This window comes from Xanthobacter lutulentifluminis (assembly GCF_043194675.2).
In the GTDB taxonomy this organism is placed as follows: Bacteria; Pseudomonadota; Alphaproteobacteria; order Rhizobiales; family Xanthobacteraceae; genus Xanthobacter.
Genome location: NZ_CM195525.1, coordinates 1,175,846 through 1,192,728, shown reverse-complemented (window position 1 = coordinate 1,192,728; position 16,883 = coordinate 1,175,846). Strand labels below are relative to the sequence as shown.

Here is a 16,883-nt window from a genome sequence, read left to right as displayed (position 1 = left end):
CGAAGACCGTTGGTATGATGATACAAAGGGCGGGTCGCGCAGATATGCGGCAGCGCCGGCGGCGAGTCGCCATGGCGATTCGCCTCAGTCTCCCAGCGTCAGGCTGGAGCGTGGCCGTCTCAGCAGCCCTCGTCGGGAATGTTGGTGCAGGCTTCCGGATCGCGCCGGACCCGCACCACGTGGCCCATCTTGCGACCGGCGCGGGCCTCGTCCTTGCCATAGAGGTGGACGTGGGTGCCGGGCTCCGCGAGGAGGGCATGCCAGTCATGCACATCCTCGCCGATGAGGTTGGTCATCTGCGCGCGGCCGACGCGCGCCACCTCGCCCAGCGGCCAGCCGGCGATGGCGCGCACGTGCTGCTCGAACTGGGAGGTCACCGCGCCGTTCTGGGTCCAGTGGCCGCTGTTGTGCACGCGCGGGGCGATCTCGTTGACGATCACCCGTTCGCCGGTGCCGGAGCAGACCACGAACAGCTCCACGGCGAACACGCCCTCATAGTCCAGCGCATCGCCGATGGCGCGGGCGATGGCGCGGGCGCGCACCGCCGCCTCGGCGGTCAGGTTCGCCGGGACGGTGGAAGTGTGGAGGATATGCTCGCGATGCACGTTCTCGGTCACGTCGAAGGCGCAGAACGCCCCGTCGGCCCGCCGCGCCGCCACCACGGAGACCTCGCGCTCGAACGCGACGAAGCCTTCGAGGATGGCGCTCTGCCGGCCCAGCGCGTGCCAGGCGGCGGTGAGATCGTCGCCGGGGCGGATCATCACCTGCCCCTTGCCGTCGTAGCCGAAGCGCCGGGTCTTCAGCACCGCCGGCAGGCCGAGGGCTGCCACCGCCGCCTCCAGCGATGCCAGATCGTCCACCGCGGCGAAGGGCGCGGTCTCGATGCCGAGGTCGCGCACGAAGCTCTTCTCGGCGAGCCGGTCCTGGGTGATGGCCAGCGCCTTGGCGCCCGGGCGCACCGGCACCCGCGCCGCCAGGAACTCGGCGGTGGCGAGCGGCACGTTCTCGAATTCGTAGGTCACCACGTCCACGCCGGCGGCGAAGCGCTCCAGCGCGTCGAAGTCGTCATAGGCCGCGCAGATGTGCGCCGCGCTGACGTGGAAGGCGGGGCTGTCGCGGTCGGGGCACAGGATATGGGTCTTCAGGCCCAGCTCAGCCGCCGCGAGCGCGATCATGCGGCCGAGCTGGCCGCCGCCGAGGATGCCGATGACGCTGCCGGGCTGGAGCATGGCTCAGGCGGGCTGCTCGGCCACGGCCGCGGTGCGCGCGGCGCGCCAGGCTTCCAGCCGCCCGGAAAGGGCGGCGTCGCCGATGGCCAGCACCGAGGCGGCGAGCAAGGCGGCGTTGGTGGCACCGGCCACGCCGATGGCGAGCGTGCCCACCGGCACGCCGGCCGGCATCTGGACGATGGAATAGAGGCTGTCGAGGCCGGACAGCGCCTTGGACTGCACCGGCACGCCGAACACCGGCAGCGTGGTGAGCGCCGCCACCATGCCGGGCAGGTGCGCCGCGCCGCCGGCGCCGGCGATGATCACCTTGAAGCCGTCGGCCTTCGCGCCCTTGGCGAAGGCGTACATGCGATCGGGCGTCCTGTGGGCGGAGACGATGCGGCACTCATGCGTGACGCCGAGCGCCGCGAGCGTCTCGGCCGCGTGGCGCATGGTTTCCCAATCGGACTGGCTGCCCATGATGACGGCAACGTCTGCCGCGCTCATTCCTCAAGACCCCGCAAAACGGAAAGCGCGGCTTTATAGGATCGGACGGCGCGGGGCAAGGGCCAAGCGCTCCCGCTCACCGCCAGCGGCGGTGCAGCCACAGCCACTGGTCGGGATATTCGCGCACCCAGCCCTCGATGACGCTGGTGACCGCCTGCATGGCGCCCACCACGTCGATCTTGCCCTCCGCATCGCGGGGGAGGGCGACTTCCTCGGTGATCTCCACCCGGAAGCGGGCGTCCGGCAGGCGGATGACGCGCATGCCGTGCACCGGGCACTCATATTGCCGGGCGAGACGGGCGAGGGTGGGATTGGTGGCGCAGGGCCGGCCGAAGAACGTGATCTCCGGCCCGCCGGTCCAGTACTGATCCACCAGCATGCCCAGATGCTGGCCCTCGGCGAGCATGCGCGCCATCTGGCGGCCGGCGTCGCGGCTGGCGCGGATGAGGCCGGGCATGGTGCCGGCGCGCATCTCCTCGATGAGGGCGGCGGCGCGCTTGTTGTTGGGCGCGCGGAACAGCACGCCGCCCGGCACGTCGAATTTGGCGCCGGTGATGGCGCACATCTCCCAGTTGCCGGTATGGGCGGTGAAGAACAAGGCAGGGCGCCCGTCGTCGCGCAGGCGGGTCAGAATGTCCGCGCCCACCACCTCCACACGGCCGGCGCCGGGATGGGCGGGATCGTAGTCCCACAGGCGGTCCTGCTGGGCGAACTCGGCGGAGAGGCGGCCCATGTTGGCCCACACCGCACGGGTCAGGGCATTCACCTCCGCCTTGCTCTTCTCCGGGAAGGCGGCGGCGAGGTTGCGCCGCGCCACCTTGCTGACCGAGAGGAACGGCCCCACGAGCCGTGCCCAGAAGGCCATGCCGCCGGCCGAGAGCCACAGCGGCCACAGGCGCAGCCACCAGACGGAGCCGCGCACGTAGCCCGCCACCAGCACCTCAAGCACCGGCAGGAGCTTCAGGCGGGTGCGGTGCAGGGCCTTGCGGACGGGGAGGGGAAGGCGGGACACGGCGCGATCCGCTGGTCCCGACCTAGAACTTCACCACGATCTTGCCGAACACCTTGCGGCTTTCCAGCCGCTCCAGGCCGTCGTTGAAGTTCTCCAGCGACACCACCGTGTCGATCACCGGCTTGACGCCGCGGCCCATCTTCTCGAGGCCGTCGGCCACGTTGCGGATGGTGGCGCCGAACGAGCCGAAGATCTTGTACTGGCGCTGGAACAGCTGCATCAGGTTCATCTGCACCGAGACGCCCGAGGTGGAGCCGCAGGTGACGAGGCGCGCGCCCGGCTTCATGGAGAGCAGGGAGGCGTTCCAGGTGTCGGCGCCCACATGCTCGAACACCACGTCCACGCCCACCTTCCTGGTGATCTTGCGGACCTCGTGCTCGAACCGGTCCTTGCGGTAGTTGATGACATGGTCGGCGCCCAGGGCCAGCGCCTTTTCCATCTTCTCGTCATCGCCCACGGTGGTGATGACGGTGGCGCCCACGTCCTTGGCGAGGCGGATGGCGGCGGAGCCGATGCCCGATCCGCCGGCGTGGACCAGCACGGTCTCGCCCTTCTCCAGCTTCGCATTGTCGAACAGCATGTGCTCGACGGTGGAGAAGGTGATGCCGGCGCAGGCCGCCTCCTCGAAGGAGACGCCTTCCGGCGCGGGGATGACCAGCCGCTCGGGCATGTTCAGCACGTCGCGGGCGAAGCCGTCGATGTGGAAGCCGAGCACGCCGCCCACGTTCTGGCAGAGATTGTCGCGGCCCTTCAGGCAGTTGGCGCAATGACCGCAGGTCATGGCGCCGTACATGGCCACCGTCTGGCCCACCTTCAGGCCGCGCACGTCGGCGCCCAGCGCCACGATATCGCCGGCGGCCTCGGCGCCCACCACGAGCGGCATCTTGCGCTTGGCGAAGGCCATGCCGCGCCAGCCCCACACGTCGATGTGGTTCAGCGCCAGCGCCTTCACGCGGATCTGCACCTCGCCGGCGCCGGGGGCTTCGGCCTCGGGAAGGTCGACGAGTTCGAGCTTGCGGTCGGAGACGAGCTGGAGGCCACGCATTGTTGTTCTCTTTTCCGGAGCCAGCCGCGCCTCGGTGCGGGCGGCGGCTCGCTGTTCTGCAGGTGAGGCGCCGGGGCGAGCCTTCGCCGGGCGGCGCCGTGGTTCAGCGGTGGGCGGCGAGCGAGGCGGAAAGCCCGCCATCCACCGGCAGGATGGCGCCGGTCATATAGCCCGCGCCGGGGGAGAAGAGGAAGGCCACCACCTGCGCCACGTCGTCGGGCGCGGCGAAGCGGCCGGCGGGGATCTGCGCCTCCATCTTCGCCCGGTAGTCGGCGAACTTCTCCAGCATGGCGGTATCGATGAAGCCGGGGGCGACGTAGTTCACCGTCACGCCACGGCGCGCGGTCTCGATGGCGAGGCCACGCACATGGGCGAGCAGCGCGGCCTTGGAGGCGGCGTAGGCGGCATTGCCCTGGTTCGCCTGCAGCGCCGCCACCGAGCCGATGGCAACGATGCGCCCGGCGCGCGCCCGCGTCATGGGCCGCACCAGCGCGCGGGTGAGGCGCACGAAGGCGAAGTGGTTCACCTGCATCACCACCTCGGCCTTGTCCTGGTCGATCATGGCGGCGAGCGTGTCGTAGGAGGCGCCGGCGTTGTGGCAGAAGCCGTACCAGGTCTCCCCCGCCTCCAGCTCCTCGGCGAACACCTCCACCGCGGCGCGGTCGGCAAGGTCGAGCGGGCGGGCGGTCACGGACGCGTCCGGGCGGATGGCGCGGATGTCGGCGATCAGCGCCTCCGCCTCGCTCACCGCCGAGCGGTAGGTGAAGGTCACGGGGTGCCCCGCCTCCACCAGCCGGCGCACGATGGCGGCGCCGAGCCCGCGTCCGCCACCGGTGACGAGGATGGGGGCGGTTGCGGGCGTGGTCACCGGCGTCCCCCCTCGGCCGCGCGCGCGGCGGTTCCGGCGCGGCCGTCGTCCACACCGCGCGCCGAACGGGCGAGGGGAGCGGACGGAAGATGGGCCGTGCGCACGCGGCGCGGGCGGTGGCCGTCGCCGCGGCCCTCGCCTTCACGGTGGGGAAGCGGGCGGGCCGGGGCCATGCCCATCAGGACGGCGACGATGTGCGCAGACCTCACGCCGGCTCCCCCGCCAGCACCAGGGACACGTTCTGCCCGCCGAAGCCGAACGAGTTGGAGATCACCCGCTTGACGGTGGCGTCGCGGGCGACGTTCGGCACCACGTCCAGCGGAATGGCCGGATCGGGGATGTTGTAGTTGATGGTCGGCGGGATGCGGCCGTTGGCGATGGTGAGCAGCGACACCGCCGCCTCGATCGCCCCGGCGGCCGTCAGCGTGTGGCCGATCATGGACTTGTTGGAGGAGATGGGCGTCGCGGCCAGCTTGTCCTCGCTGAACACGCCCTTGAGGCCCACATATTCCATGCGGTCGTTCTCGGGGGTCGAGGTGCCGTGGGCGTTGATATAGTCCACGGCGTCTGCGGTCACGCCGGCGTCGGCCAGGGCGTTCTTCATGCAGCCGACGATGGGACGGCCGTCCGGGCTGGAGCGGGTGCGGTGGAAATTGTCCGCCATCTCGCCGCAGCCTTCCAGCACGCCGAGGATCGTCGCGCCGCGCGCCACCGCATGGGCGTAGCTCTCCAGCACCAGCGCCGCCGCGCCTTCGGCCATGACGAAGCCGTCGCGGTTCTTGGCGAACGGGCGGGCGGCCTCCTCCGGCTTGTCGTTCGCCGTGGTCAGCGCCGACAGCAGGGAGAAGCGGATGAGCGCCTCCGGATGCACCGAGCCGTCGGTGCCCAGCGAGAGGGCGACATCGGTCTCGCCGCGGCGGATGGCCTCGACGCCCAGCTGGATCGCCGTCGCGCCGGACGCGCAGGCGGTGGAGAGCGAGATGGGCTGGCCGCGGGTGCCGAACTTGTCGGCGAGGCGATCCGCCACCGAGCCGAACAGGAACCGTTCGTGCCACGGGCGGAACTTGCCGGAGGCCGCCGCGCCGAGCAGGTCGTGATAGACGATGGGGTAATGGCCCACCGCGTCGGCGATCTGCCGCCGCTCGGGCCATTCCAGCTCCACCGGCGGCACGGCCGCGAACAGCGGGCCGGGGAAATCGCCCTTGGCGCCGATGCCGGATTCGGCGATGGCCTCCTCCGCCGCCAGGGTGGCGAGCTTCTCGGAGAGGTCGGGGGCGGCCACGCGGCCGTCGAACAGGAAGTCCACCGTGCCGGCGATGGTGGTGCGCATGCCCTCGATGGGGAAGCGGGTGATGGTGTGGATGCCGGATTCACCCGCGGTGAGGCGGCGCCAGTTGTCTTCCTTGCCCTGGCCGAGCGAGGTCACGAGCCCGATGCCCGTCACCACCACGATGGGGCGTCCGAACTTGTCCAAATGCGCCTGCGTCATGTCGCGGCTCCCGTCTGTGAGGCGCCCGCCCCAGGCGCGTATCCATGTGCGGCCGGGCGCCCCGCGAGGGCGCCGCTGCTGTCAGGCCGGAAAATAAGCCGAAGGCGGCGAAAAGGACAATGCGCGATCGTCCCATCCGCTGGTGGCTCGCCCTCTCGCGCGGGAGGCGGCGGCGGTGGAGGCTGCGTCCGCGTGCCCGAGGGGGCACAGGCGCCTGTCGCCCCCGGCCCCTCCCGCGCGGGGGAGAGGGAAACGCCCTCAGGCCTTCTCGACCAGGGCCGCGCCTTCGCCGCGCCAGTGGCCCACCTGGGTCACCACCGCGCGGGAGACGCCATCCGCCGGCTTTTCCAGCGGATCGCCGGCGAGCGGCGGGAACAGGGTGCCCTTCGAGACGGACAGCGCCGCCAGGGCGAGGCCGGCGATGAACTGGGCCTCGAAGCCATGGCCCATGCGGTTGGCCACCGCACGCACCGGCAGGCCGGCCTCGGCGAGGGCCGCGGCTTCCGCCTCGGTCGCGCCATGGGCGCCGGTGGTGCCGGAGATGACGGCGGTTCCGGGCGCGGCGCCGGCCTGCGCCAGCAGCGCCTTCACCTTGGCGGTGATGGCGCCTTCCACCGCGCGCCGGGCGCGCTCGGACCACACGCCCGACAGCCTGGCGATGGGCTTCGCCCCGCGGGCCGCGGCGTGCTCCGGCGATTCGAGCACGAGGAACGCCCCCATGGAGCCGGAGGCGATGCCCGGGGCCGTGAAGGCGGGGCGGAATTCGCCGCGCATGCAGAAATCGTCGAGATCGTTGAGGAGGAGCGTGTCCTCCCGCTCGGCATTGTAGGCGCCGCCCACGAGGGCGATGTCGCTCTGGCCGGCGGCGATGCGCGCATAGGCGATGCGGGTCGCGTCCACGCCGGCGCTCTCCTCGCCCATGAAGGTGCGGGACGAGCCGGTGACGCCGTGCACGATGGAGATGTTGCCGGCCAGCAGGTTGGAGAGCTGCGCCAGCGACAGGGTGGGCCGCAGGTCCGACAGCAGCCGCTCATTGAGCATGCGGCCGGCATCGTTGGAGGCGGACAGGTCGTTGAGGATGGCGGCATCGACCTCGAAGTCGCGCTCGCCCCCGCCCGCCGCGACGATCATGTCGGTCTTGGAAAGGATGTCGGTGTTCTTGGCGATGCCCGCCGCGTCGAGCGCGAGGCCGGCCGCATAGGTGCCGATGCGCTGCCACGGCTCCATCTGCCGCTGATCGCCCTTCTTGGGGATCTGCGTGTCGAAGTTCACCTTCACCAGCGGATGCACCACGTAGGGCGCGAAGGTGGTGGCGTCGGTGACCGGGCCGGCGCCGGAGGCCAGCGCCTCCCAATGGGCGTCGAGCCCCTCCCCCAGGGAGGAGACGAGGCCGATGCCGGTGATCCACACCTCGCGTCGGCCGGCTTTCGCGTCAGGCATCTGCGAATTCCGCAAGGGGGAAGGAGACGTGCTCGGCGACCTTCATCACGACCGCCTTCATCTTGCCCTCGGGCCAGGGCAGCACGCGGAAGGTCAGCTCCGCGCTGCAGATGGGCTTGCCCTCGAGGGTGGCGTGGGTCTTTGCCACCACGAAGCCGGAGCCCTCGTGCAGGATCTCGGAGTAGAGGTCGAGATTCTGGCCGGGCAGCACGAAGGTGCGCAGCTTGCCTTCCTTCACCGTGGCGAGGAAGGGCATCTTCTCGAAGCGGTTGCGCGCCAGCACCAGCCATCCGGTGGTCTGGGCCATGGCCTCGATGAGCAGAACGCCGGGCATGATGGGATAGCCGGGAAAGTGCCCCTCGAAGATGGAGCTCTCCTCGGGCACCAGTCCCTGGCAATGGATCTTCTGGAGCGACGGGTCGATGGTCACGACCCGGTCGATCATCTTGAAGACTTCAGGACGCATCTGGCGTTGGCCTCAGGCGGCCTTGGCAGCGACCAGCTCGTCGATGCGGGCGCACAGGTTCTTGAGCACGAAATACTGCTCGGTGGTGGCCTTGCCGTCGTTCACTTCCTGCGTCCACTGCTCCAGCGGCAGCTTGATGCCGAAAGCCTTGTCGATGGCGAAGGCGATATCGAGGAAGTCGAGGCTGTCGATGCCCAGATCGTCGATGGCGTGGCTGTCCGGCGTGATGGTGTCACGCGGAATGTCGCAGGTTTCCGCGATGATGTTGGCCACCGTGTCGAACGTCGAAGACATGGACTGACGCCTCTCGTATGCTCGGCGGTTCCTATCGCGGCCGGCCCGCGCATCTTGCGCGTGGGCGTCATGCAAAGGCACCGGCCAAATCCGTCAAACCGGCCGAGGGTTGGCCGCATGGCCCCTTCGGAATGAGTTGTCGGCCCCTATAGCGAAGGCTGCAAGAGGATTCAATGGCCGACGCGGAACGGCCCGCGCGGAAAGCTGTTCCGCGGCGCTGCCGCCCGTTGCGGTCCCTTCGCATGGCGGCGGCCCGCTGGCAAGGGGCGCGGCCGCCGGGCATCTCGCCGCGCCCTGTGTGGAGGTAGCAGGAAGCGGCTCTCAGGGCGCCGCGGTCCGCTCCAGCAGCAGGTTGCGCACGCCAGCGAGCAAATTGGCGCCGAACATGGCGCGCGGCGTGGCAAGGCGCGTGGCGGCATAGGCTTCCGCTACGGGCGCCGGCGCCGATTCGGCCAGCGCCGCCGTGGCGGCGAGGGCGGCGAGGCGGTCGGCGGCGTGGCGCGCCATGGCCTCCCGGTCGTTGCCGCCGAGCGCGGCCGCGACCGATTCGACCGCCTCCGCCGCGCCGGGCAGCCCCGCCGTCTGGCGGGCGAGGCTGGAGATGACGGCCGCCAGCGCCTGCGGCTCGCGCACGGCGACCCGGGCGAGGTCCAGGGCCATGACGTTGCCGGAGCCCTCCCAGATGGCGTTCACCGGCGCCTCGCGATAGAGCCGCGGCAGGCCGCTGTCCTCCACGTAGCCATTGCCGCCCAGCACTTCCATGGCCTCGGCGATGAAGGCTGGCGCCGCCTTGCACACGGCGAGCTTGACCACCGGCGTCAGCACCCGGGCGCGCGCCGCCTCCTCGGTGCTGCCGGCCGCCGCGCCGTCGAAGCTCGCCGCGAGGCGGAAGGCGAGGGCGGCCATGGCCTCCGCCTCCAGCGCCAGATCGGCCAGCACCATCGCCATGGCCGGCTGGTCGCTCAGCCGGCGCTGGAACACGCTGCGGTGCCGGGCATGGTGCAGCGCCCGCGCCAGCGCCGCGCGCATGAGGGCGGCGGAGGAGACCGCGCAGTCCAGCCGCGTCAGCTGCACCATGCCGAGGATGGTGGCGATGCCGCGGCCCTCCTCCCCCACGCGCCAGGCAAAGGCGCGTTCGAACTCCACCTCCGAGGAGGCGTTGGAGCGGTTGCCGAGCTTGCGCTTGAGCCGCACCAGCCGGAGCCCGTTGACGCCGCCGTCCGGCCGGAAGCGGGGCGTGAGGAAGCAGGTGAGCCCGCCCGGCGCCTGCGCCAAGACGAGGAAGGCGTCGCTCATGGGCGCGGAGAAGAACCACTTGGCGCCGGTAATTTCGTATTCCATGCCGCCGGTTGGTTCGGCGCGGGTGGTGTTGGTGCGCACATCGGTGCCTCCCTGCCGCTCCGTCATGCCCATGCCGATGGTCAGGCCGCATTTCTCCCAGAACGGCAGGAAGCGCCCGTCATAGGTGCGCGAGCGGATGCGGGGCAGGAACTCGCGCAGCAGCTCCGGGGCGGCGGAAAGGCTTGCCGGGGCGGCATGGGTCATGGTCAGGGGGCAGACGTGGCCGGCCTCCACCTGGCTCACCAGATAAAGCCGCGCCGCGCGGGCGGCATGGCTCGCCTCGCCCCGCGTTCCCGCGACGCTACCAGGCCGGGCGCCGGGGGGCGGATCCCAGGTGGAGCAGTGCAGGCCGGCAGCGACGCTCTGCGCCATCAGCGCGTGGTAGGCGGGATGGAATTCCACGATGTCGCAGCGCCGCCCCTGGGCATCGAGGGCGTGCAGCTCGGGCGGGTTGTCGTTGGCGAGGCGGCCGAGGGCGAGTTGATCCGCCCCGCCCCATTGCGCGCCGAACGCGCTCAGGGCGTCGCCGTCGGCGCCCCGGGCGCAGCCGGCGAGGGCGGGATCAGTGGCCGCCAGATTGACGTCGCCGTAGGGCGGGGGCTGGTTGCCCATGTCCCCGGCCGGTCCGGCCGGCGAGACGTCGCCGACAGGGCCGGGCGATGCGGCGTGGAGCGGCGTGGTCTCCATGGCGGTTCCTCTCCATGGCGTTTCCCCCGCGCCCGGCCTCTCTGGCGGAGGTGTGGCGACGGCAGGCCGGGCCGCGGGTGGTCCCGCGATCCCGGCGAACGTAGGCGGGGCTCGGCAGGGCTCCCGGTCAGGCGGCGCCCGTGGGCCTCAGATCGCCCCCGAGAAGGTATTGCACTGCTGCATGGAGCCGGTTTTCAGCCCGCGCGTGAACCAGTTGACCCGCTGGGCCGAGGTGCCGTGGGTGAAGCTGTCCGGCACCGCATAGCCCTGCGCCTGCTTCTGCAGCCGGTCGTCGCCGATGGCGCTGGCGGCGTTCAGCGCCTCCTCCACGTCGCCGGGCTCGAGGATGCGGAAGCGGGCATTGGCGTGGTAGGCCCACACGCCGGCGAGGCAGTCGGCCATCAATTCCACCCGCACCGAAAGATTGTTCGCCTCCGCCCGGGAGGAGGCGCGGGCCTGCGCCTGCTGCACCTTGGGCAGGATGCCGATGAGGTTCTCCACGTGATGCCCCACCTCGTGCGCGATCACATAGGCCTGCGCGAAATCGCCGCCGGCGCGGAAGCGGTTCTTCATCTCCTGGAAGAAGGAGAGGTCGAGGTACACCTTCTGGTCGAGCGGGCAGTAGAACGGCCCCATGGCCGACTGCGCGCCGCCGCAGGCCGAGCGCGTGGCGCCGGAGAACAGCACCAGCTTCGGGTCCTGGTAGGTCTTGCCGTCGGCGCGGAACAGCTCCGTCCACACGTCCTCGGTCTGGGCGAGGACGGCGGCGGCGAACCGGCCGAGCTCGTCCTTCGGCGCGCCCTGCTGGGTGGTGCGCGGCGCCGCCTGCTGCTGCTGCTGCGCGCCGCCGCCCATGCCGTTGATGGCCTCCAGCCCGCCGATGAGCACCGCCGGGTTGATACCGAGCGCCCAGCCGACAAGGCCGACGATGATGATGGTGCCGATGCCGAGGCCGCCCCGGCCGCCGGGCATCTGGAAACCGCCGCCGCCACTGCCGCGCCGGTCCTCCACGTTGTCGCTGGAGCGGAAGTCTTCCCACCGCATGGCACGTCTCCGTCGGCGTCTGTCCGGCGCGCCCCGGGGTAGCGGCAAGGCGCGATCCTGACCCATGGATTACAACGTGACGGATGCAATGCCCAGCCCGTCCGCGGGTTCCATGCTATTGAAGGTCGGCGTCCGGCGAATCGGCCGGTCCCAGCCGTGAAGAGATCCGCGTCCGCCCATGCCGCCCCGCCCGAAAGCCGCCCCGGAAGCCGCAACGCGCCGTGCCGCGCGCGGGGCAGGGGCGGGGCCGGACGGGCTCGATTTCAAGCGCGAGCGCGCGCTATACCGGCAGGGGCTCGCCCCGGTCGCCGGTGCGGACGAGGTGGGGCGGGGGCCGCTGGCAGGTCCCGTGGTGGCCGCCGCTGTGGTGCTCGATCCGCGCCGGGTGCCCAGGGGCCTCGATGATTCGAAGAAGCTGACGCGGCTGCGGCGCGAGGCGCTCTATGCCGAGATCTGCGCCACGGCGGAGGTGTCGGTCTGCCTCGCCCCGCCGGCGCGCATCGACCGGGACAACATCCGCCAGGCCACGCTCTGGGCGCTGGCCAATGCGGTGCGCGGCCTGCCGTGCCCGCCCGCCTTCCTGCTGGTAGATGGCAACGATCCGCCGCAGGTGCCCTGCTCGGTCGAGGCGGTGGTGGGCGGCGATGGGCTCATCGCCTCCATCGCCGCGGCGTCCATCGTCGCCAAGGTGGTGCGCGACCGGCTGATGGCCGGCGTCGGCGCGGCCTTTCCGGCCTATGGGTTCGAGCGGCACATGGGCTATGGCACGCCCGAGCACGGCGCCGCGCTGCGCGCCCACGGCCCGTGCCGCCACCACCGCCGCTCGTTCGCGCCGGTGCGGGAGCAGCAGCTCGGGCTGTTCGATCCGGTGGACGCGCTGGAAGCGGCCGACTGAGGGCCGCCGCCGGGCGCGATGCAGGCTCGGGCCAGCGGGAGCGGACCCGGCCGGGCCTCGCTCAGTGGTAGCCCTCGCCCTCCCGGACCTTGCCGCGGAAGATCCAGTAGACGAACACGATGTAGCCCAGCACCACCGGCAGCAGGAAGATGACGCCGAACAGCATCAGGATCTGGCTGGGCGGCGCGGCCGCGGTCTGCCACACGGTCAGGCTCGGCGGCACCAGATAGGGGAAGGTGGAGATGGCGAGGCCGAGAAAGCCGAGCACGAACAGCCCGATGGTGCCGAAGAAGGGCAGCATCTCCCGCCCGGTCCGCAGCCAGTGCCACACCGCATAGGCCAGGAGCGCGGTGAAGACCGGGACCGGGGCCAGCATGAACAGGTTGGGGAAGGTGAACCAGCGCTGGGCGATGCGCTCGAACGCGAGCGGCGTCCACAGGCTCACCACCGCCATCAGCGCCAGCACCGCGAACAGCAGCGGCACCGCATGGCTGCGCGCCCGCGCCGCCACGGTGCCGTCGGTCTTCATCACCAGCCAGGTGGCGCCGAGCAGCGCATAGCCCGCCACCACGCCGATGCCGCACAGCGCGGCGAACGGCGTCGCCCAGTCCAGCGGGCCGCCGGCGAAGGCGCCGTTCACCACCTTCGGCCCCTGCAGCAGGCCGCCCAGGATCACGCCCTGGGAGAAGGCCGCCACCAGCGAGCCGCCGGCGAAGGCCGCGTTCCACAGCCGGCGGCTGGATTGCGCCACCCATCGGAACTCGAAGGCGACGCCGCGGAACACCAGCGCCAGCAGCATGATGATCACCGGCAGGTACATGGCCGGCATCACCACCGCATAGGCCTTGGGAAAGGCGACCCAGAGGCCGCCGCCGCCGAGGATGAGCCAGGTCTCGTTGCCGTCCCAGAACGGGGCGACGGTGTTCATCATGGTATCCCGCTCCTTCTCCTCCTTGGCGAAGGGGAACAGGATGCCGATGCCGAGGTCGAAGCCGTCGAGCACCACGTACATGATGACGGCGACACCGATGATGACGCCCCAGATGACGGGGAGATACCATTCCATGGTCAAAGCCTCTCGCGCGTCGGATTAGGTTGGGGGAACCGGGCTCACGAGCCCGGCGTCATCTGGCCCTCGCCATGGGCGGCGGCGAGGGGGCGGGTGGGCCGCTCGCGGGCGGGCGGCTCGATCAGCTCGCCGCCGGGCCCGCGGTTGATCAGCCGGTTCATGAAGTAGATGCCGGTGGCGAAGATGATGCCGTAGACCACCAGGAACAGCACCAGCGTCAGCCCCACGCTCCAGCCGGCGATGGGCGACATGGCGTCCTCGGTCCGCAGCAGGCCCTCCACCACCCAGGGCTGGCGGCCCTGCTCGGTGACGATCCAGCCCGACAGGATGGCGATGAAGCCCAGCGGCCAGGACCAGGAGGTCACGTTCAGGTACCAGCGGGTCTCGGTGATGCGGCCGCGGAGCGCGAGCCAGGCGCCGATCCAGCCCAGCAGGATCATCACCACGCCGACACCCACCATGGCGCGGAAGCCGAAGAACGGGCCGAACACCGGCGGGCGGTCCTGCGGCGGGAAGTCCTTCAGGCCGGGGAACAGGCCGTCGAGGCGGTGGGTGATCATGAGCGAGGCGCCGTGCGGGATCGAGATCTCGAACAGGTTCTTCTCGGCCTTCTCATCCGGCCAGGCGAACAGCACCAGCGGCGCCGGCTTCGAGCTGTCCCAGTGGGCTTCCACCGCGGCGATCTTGGCCGGCTGGTAGTGGGCCGTGTTGAGGCCGTGGCTGTCGCCCACGAACGCCTGGATCGGCCCGACGATGGCGAGCATGCCGATGCCCATCACCATCATCACCTTGGACTCTTCCTTGAACTTTCCGGCCAGCAGGTAGCGCGCGCCCACCGCGAGCACCACCAGCGAGGTGGTGAGATAGGCCGCGAGCAGCATGTGCGGCAGGCGCCAGTGGAAGGAGGGGTTGAAGATGATCGCCAGCCAGTCCAGCGGCCAGGCGGCGCCGTCGCGGATCTCGAAGCCGGCGGGGGTCTGCATCCAGCTGTTGGCGGCGAGGATCCAGAAGGCGGACATGAAGGTGCCGAACGCCACCACGCAGCACGAGAGCACATGCAGCCACGGCGGCACCCGGTTCCAGCCGAACAGCATGATGCCGAGGAAGGTCGCCTCCAGGAAGAAGGCGGTCAAAACCTCGAAGCCGATCAGCGGCGCCACCACCGAGCCGACGAACTCGGCATAGCGGCTCCAGTTGGTGCCGAACTGGTAGGACAGCACGATGCCGGACACCACGCCCATGGCGAAGGAGACGGCGAAGATCTTGGTCCAGAACCGCGCGAGGCGGTGGAACACGTCGCGCCCGGTCTTCAGCCACACCAGCTCCAGCGTCGCGATGAAGGCGGAGAGGCCGATGGTGAAGGCGGGGAAGATGACGTGAAATGAAACCGTGAATGCGAACTGGATACGCGCGAGGGTCACCGGATCGAAATCCATCGGGTCCGCTCCTTGTCGTCCGCCTGGACCGGGCCGTGCATGGCCTTGCGACCGGCCTGCCCCTTGTCCGGTCCGCTCCATGCCCTTGCATCATGCGGGCCGGTTGCAGGGGGCGAGACATTCTCCAGAGGATAGCGGGACAATAGCCAAACACCATCGCGGCGTCGATACATCCGCTCCGTGCAGGCGGCCCTCGGGCACAGCCGCGTTGACGCAGCAGCAGGGTGTCGCAGCAACAGGTTGTCGCAGCGGTGATCCGGCCGGCGGACGCTTGAACGTGACGGTTGTGGGCGGTACCGTGCAAGCGGGATTGCAACCGGTGATGGCCTGCCCGCCGGGCCGCTCCGGTCAGGGGGCGATCCGGTCAGGGGGCGGCATGCTGACGGCTTCATTCTCGGGTCGCGCGATGGCGGGCGGTTCATCGTTCCGCGGGTCTTCGTCTGGGACCGCCTTTTCGGGAACGGCGCGGCGGGGAGCTGTCGTGCTGCTCGCCGGCCTGCTGCTGGTGCCGCAGCCGGCCCTGGCTGGCGCGCGCACGGCGCTGGGCGTCGCTGCGGGCGCGGTGCTGGGGGCGGCGGTGCTCGGCGCCATGGCGCGGGGGCATGCGACCCCGCAGCCGGGCGCGGGCAGCAAGTCGTCGGCGCCGCGCAAGTCGTCCAAGAAGAACCCGGCGCCCAAGCAGGACGGCGGCACCGCCAGCGCCGCCAACGACGACCCGTTCGCGAGCCCCGCCGGCGAGGCGCGGCCGGTCTCCTCCAAGCCCTGAGCGAAGGGAGCCGCGCCCCATGAACGACAGCGCCCGTCCGGGCATCTTCCAGGGGCTGCGCCGCGCCGGCGCGCTGGCGCTGGTGCTGGCCGCCCTTCTCCCCGCGGCCGCCCCGGCCGTCGCCGAGCCGCTGCTGGGCATGGACGAGGAGCTGGGGCAGGTTCGCGGCTGGGACATCGGCATCAACACCGCTGCCGGCAGCTGCATCGCCAAGGCGCGGTACGAGGATCGCACCACCGTCTGGTTCGGCTTCGGCGACAACGGCAAGGGCTTCTTCGCCCTGTCGAACCCGCGCTGGCGTTCCATCGACGAGGGCAAGTCCTACGAGCTGAGCCTGCTCGCGCGCGGTGCCGGGCGCTGGCGCGGCACCTTCAACGGCGGCTCGGTGGGCGACGAGCGGTCGCTGCTCGCCACCAGCCTGAAGGAATCCTTCATGCTGGACATCGCCCGCGCCGGCGGCATCGAGGTGCGCTACCAGGACAAGACCATCGCCCGCCTCTCGCTCTCCGGCTCGCTGGCGGCGCTGAACGCCGTGCTCGACTGCCAGAAGGACCTGATCGCCCGCGGCGACGGCGGGCAGCGTCCGCCCGCGGCCGCCAGCAAGGGCGGCGACGGCAAGGGCAAGGACGGGGACGGCGGCTCCAGCTCGGGCACCGCCTTCTTCATCAGCCCGGCCGGGCATCTCCTCACAAACTATCACGTGGTCGACGGCTGCAAGACGGTGCAGATCACCCGCGCGGGCTCGGTGCCTGAGCCGGTGCAGGTGATCGCCCGGGATTCGGTCAACGACCTCGCCCTGCTCAAGGCTGGCGGCGCGCCGCCGGCTTCGGTTCCCGCGCTGGCGTCGCGGGCGCGCATCGGCGACAGCATCTATGTCTACGGCTTTCCGCTGGCCGGCCTGCTGGCCTCCTCCGGCAATTTCACCGTCGGCAACGTCACCGCCGTGTCCGGCCTCAACGACGACAGCCGCATGTTCCAGATCTCGGCGCCGGTGCAGCCCGGCAACAGCGGCGGCCCGCTGATGGACCAGTTCGGCAATGTCGCCGGGGTGGTGGTGTCCAAGCTCAATGCCCTGCGGCTGGCCGCCGTCACCAAGGATCTCGCCCAGAACGTGAACTTCGCCATCAAGGCATCGGTGGCCACCACCTTCCTTGATGGCAACTCGGTGCCCCCGCCGCCCGCGCCGGCGACCGCGCCGCTCGATGCCGCGGCCATCGCCGAGCGCGCCAAGGCCTTCACCGTCTATGTGGAGTGCCGCTGAGGGCGGCACCGGCGGGCCTGCCCGCCGCCACGGCAGGCGGGACGTGGCGCGCCGC

General features: G+C 71.0%; 16 protein-coding genes. 3 read left to right on the top strand and 13 right to left on the bottom strand.

Annotated features, from left to right (window positions below; genetic code table 11):
• Window positions 1-119 precede the first annotated feature (119 nt).
• The 11 genes from V5F49_RS05440 to ypfJ form a co-directional block, all read right to left on the bottom strand.
• The gene (locus V5F49_RS05440; protein ID WP_394116107.1) at window positions 120-1,229 is read right to left on the bottom strand and encodes a 5-(carboxyamino)imidazole ribonucleotide synthase; all 1,110 of its coding nucleotides are present in this window, start codon (window positions 1,227-1,229) and stop codon (window positions 120-122) included.
• 3 nt (window positions 1,230-1,232) lie between these two features.
• Entirely contained in the window at window positions 1,233-1,715 is a 483-nt protein-coding gene (gene purE, locus V5F49_RS05435; RefSeq protein ID WP_394116108.1) for a 5-(carboxyamino)imidazole ribonucleotide mutase, read from the bottom strand.
• A 76-nt stretch (window positions 1,716-1,791) separates the two neighbouring features.
• A complete protein-coding gene (locus V5F49_RS05430) occupies window positions 1,792-2,727 on the bottom strand; it encodes a lipid A biosynthesis lauroyl acyltransferase (RefSeq protein ID WP_394116109.1) in 936 nt (311 codons plus the stop codon).
• Window positions 2,728-2,749: 22 nt separating this feature from the next.
• Window positions 2,750-3,772: a zinc-binding dehydrogenase gene (locus V5F49_RS05425; RefSeq protein WP_394116110.1), complete on the bottom strand. Its 1,023-nt coding sequence runs from the start codon at window positions 3,770-3,772 to the stop codon at window positions 2,750-2,752.
• Between the two features lie 103 nt (window positions 3,773-3,875).
• Window positions 3,876-4,640, bottom strand: a complete 765-nt coding sequence (locus V5F49_RS05420) for an SDR family oxidoreductase (protein ID WP_394116111.1) — start codon at window positions 4,638-4,640, stop codon at window positions 3,876-3,878.
• 205 nt (window positions 4,641-4,845) lie between these two features.
• Window positions 4,846-6,129 carry a beta-ketoacyl-ACP synthase gene (locus tag V5F49_RS05415; protein WP_394116112.1) on the bottom strand — a complete coding sequence of 428 codons (1,284 nt, stop codon included), beginning with the start codon at window positions 6,127-6,129 and terminating at the stop codon, window positions 4,846-4,848.
• Between the two features lie 258 nt (window positions 6,130-6,387).
• Window positions 6,388-7,569 carry a beta-ketoacyl-ACP synthase gene (locus tag V5F49_RS05410; protein ID WP_394116113.1) on the bottom strand — a complete coding sequence of 394 codons (1,182 nt, stop codon included), beginning with the start codon at window positions 7,567-7,569 and terminating at the stop codon, window positions 6,388-6,390.
• On the bottom strand, window positions 7,562-8,035 hold the full coding sequence (locus V5F49_RS05405) for a 3-hydroxyacyl-ACP dehydratase FabZ family protein (RefSeq protein WP_394116114.1): 474 nt from the start codon (window positions 8,033-8,035) through the stop codon (window positions 7,562-7,564). The genes V5F49_RS05410 and V5F49_RS05405 overlap by 8 nt, the downstream gene beginning before the upstream one ends.
• 12 nt (window positions 8,036-8,047) lie before the next feature.
• Complete coding sequence (locus V5F49_RS05400; protein ID WP_012113283.1) at window positions 8,048-8,329, bottom strand: acyl carrier protein; 282 nt, start codon at window positions 8,327-8,329, stop codon at window positions 8,048-8,050.
• Between the two features lie 321 nt (window positions 8,330-8,650).
• Window positions 8,651-10,282 carry an acyl-CoA dehydrogenase family protein gene (locus tag V5F49_RS05395; protein ID WP_394116287.1) on the bottom strand — a complete coding sequence of 544 codons (1,632 nt, stop codon included), beginning with the start codon at window positions 10,280-10,282 and terminating at the stop codon, window positions 8,651-8,653.
• A 222-nt stretch (window positions 10,283-10,504) separates the two neighbouring features.
• Window positions 10,505-11,401 carry a KPN_02809 family neutral zinc metallopeptidase gene (gene ypfJ / locus V5F49_RS05390; RefSeq protein ID WP_394116115.1) on the bottom strand — a complete coding sequence of 299 codons (897 nt, stop codon included), beginning with the start codon at window positions 11,399-11,401 and terminating at the stop codon, window positions 10,505-10,507.
• Between the two features lie 178 nt (window positions 11,402-11,579).
• On the opposite strand from ypfJ, the gene rnhB reads away from it, so the two are divergent.
• Window positions 11,580-12,296: a ribonuclease HII gene (gene rnhB, locus V5F49_RS05385; RefSeq protein ID WP_394116116.1), complete on the top strand. Its 717-nt coding sequence runs from the start codon at window positions 11,580-11,582 to the stop codon at window positions 12,294-12,296.
• A 61-nt stretch (window positions 12,297-12,357) separates the two neighbouring features.
• Here the strand turns inward: rnhB and cydB are convergent, their stop codons facing one another.
• Window positions 12,358-13,362: a cytochrome d ubiquinol oxidase subunit II gene (cydB, locus tag V5F49_RS05380; protein WP_394116117.1), complete on the bottom strand. Its 1,005-nt coding sequence runs from the start codon at window positions 13,360-13,362 to the stop codon at window positions 12,358-12,360.
• 44 nt (window positions 13,363-13,406) lie between these two features.
• A complete protein-coding gene (locus V5F49_RS05375; RefSeq protein WP_394116118.1) occupies window positions 13,407-14,801 on the bottom strand; it encodes a cytochrome ubiquinol oxidase subunit I in 1,395 nt (464 codons plus the stop codon).
• A gap of 481 nt (window positions 14,802-15,282) precedes the next feature.
• Between V5F49_RS05375 and V5F49_RS05370 the strand changes: the two genes are divergently transcribed.
• Window positions 15,283-15,567, top strand: coding sequence for a hypothetical protein (locus V5F49_RS05370; RefSeq protein WP_394116119.1), 285 nt, complete (start codon window positions 15,283-15,285; stop codon window positions 15,565-15,567).
• 19 nt (window positions 15,568-15,586) lie between these two features.
• A complete protein-coding gene (locus tag V5F49_RS05365; protein ID WP_394116120.1) occupies window positions 15,587-16,828 on the top strand; it encodes a S1C family serine protease in 1,242 nt (413 codons plus the stop codon).
• Window positions 16,829-16,883 lie beyond the last annotated feature (55 nt).

Coding starts and splice junctions, on each gene's coding strand:
- V5F49_RS05440 (WP_394116107.1), bottom strand. CDS start 1,229: ATGCTCCAGCCCGGCAGCGTCATCGGCATCCTCGGCGGCGGCCAGCTC.
- purE (WP_394116108.1), bottom strand. CDS start 1,715: ATGAGCGCGGCAGACGTTGCCGTCATCATGGGCAGCCAGTCCGATTGG.
- V5F49_RS05425 (WP_394116110.1), bottom strand. CDS start 3,772: ATGCGTGGCCTCCAGCTCGTCTCCGACCGCAAGCTCGAACTCGTCGAC.
- V5F49_RS05415 (WP_394116112.1), bottom strand. CDS start 6,129: ATGACGCAGGCGCATTTGGACAAGTTCGGACGCCCCATCGTGGTGGTG.
- V5F49_RS05410 (WP_394116113.1), bottom strand. CDS start 7,569: ATGCCTGACGCGAAAGCCGGCCGACGCGAGGTGTGGATCACCGGCATC.
- V5F49_RS05405 (WP_394116114.1), bottom strand. CDS start 8,035: ATGCGTCCTGAAGTCTTCAAGATGATCGACCGGGTCGTGACCATCGAC.
- V5F49_RS05400 (WP_012113283.1), bottom strand. CDS start 8,329: ATGTCTTCGACGTTCGACACGGTGGCCAACATCATCGCGGAAACCTGC.
- V5F49_RS05395 (WP_394116287.1), bottom strand. CDS start 10,282: ATGGGCAACCAGCCCCCGCCCTACGGCGACGTCAATCTGGCGGCCACT.
- ypfJ (WP_394116115.1), bottom strand. CDS start 11,401: ATGCGGTGGGAAGACTTCCGCTCCAGCGACAACGTGGAGGACCGGCGC.
- rnhB (WP_394116116.1), top strand. CDS start 11,580: ATGCCGCCCCGCCCGAAAGCCGCCCCGGAAGCCGCAACGCGCCGTGCC.
- cydB (WP_394116117.1), bottom strand. CDS start 13,362: ATGGAATGGTATCTCCCCGTCATCTGGGGCGTCATCATCGGTGTCGCC.
- V5F49_RS05375 (WP_394116118.1), bottom strand. CDS start 14,801: ATGGATTTCGATCCGGTGACCCTCGCGCGTATCCAGTTCGCATTCACG.
- V5F49_RS05365 (WP_394116120.1), top strand. CDS start 15,587: ATGAACGACAGCGCCCGTCCGGGCATCTTCCAGGGGCTGCGCCGCGCC.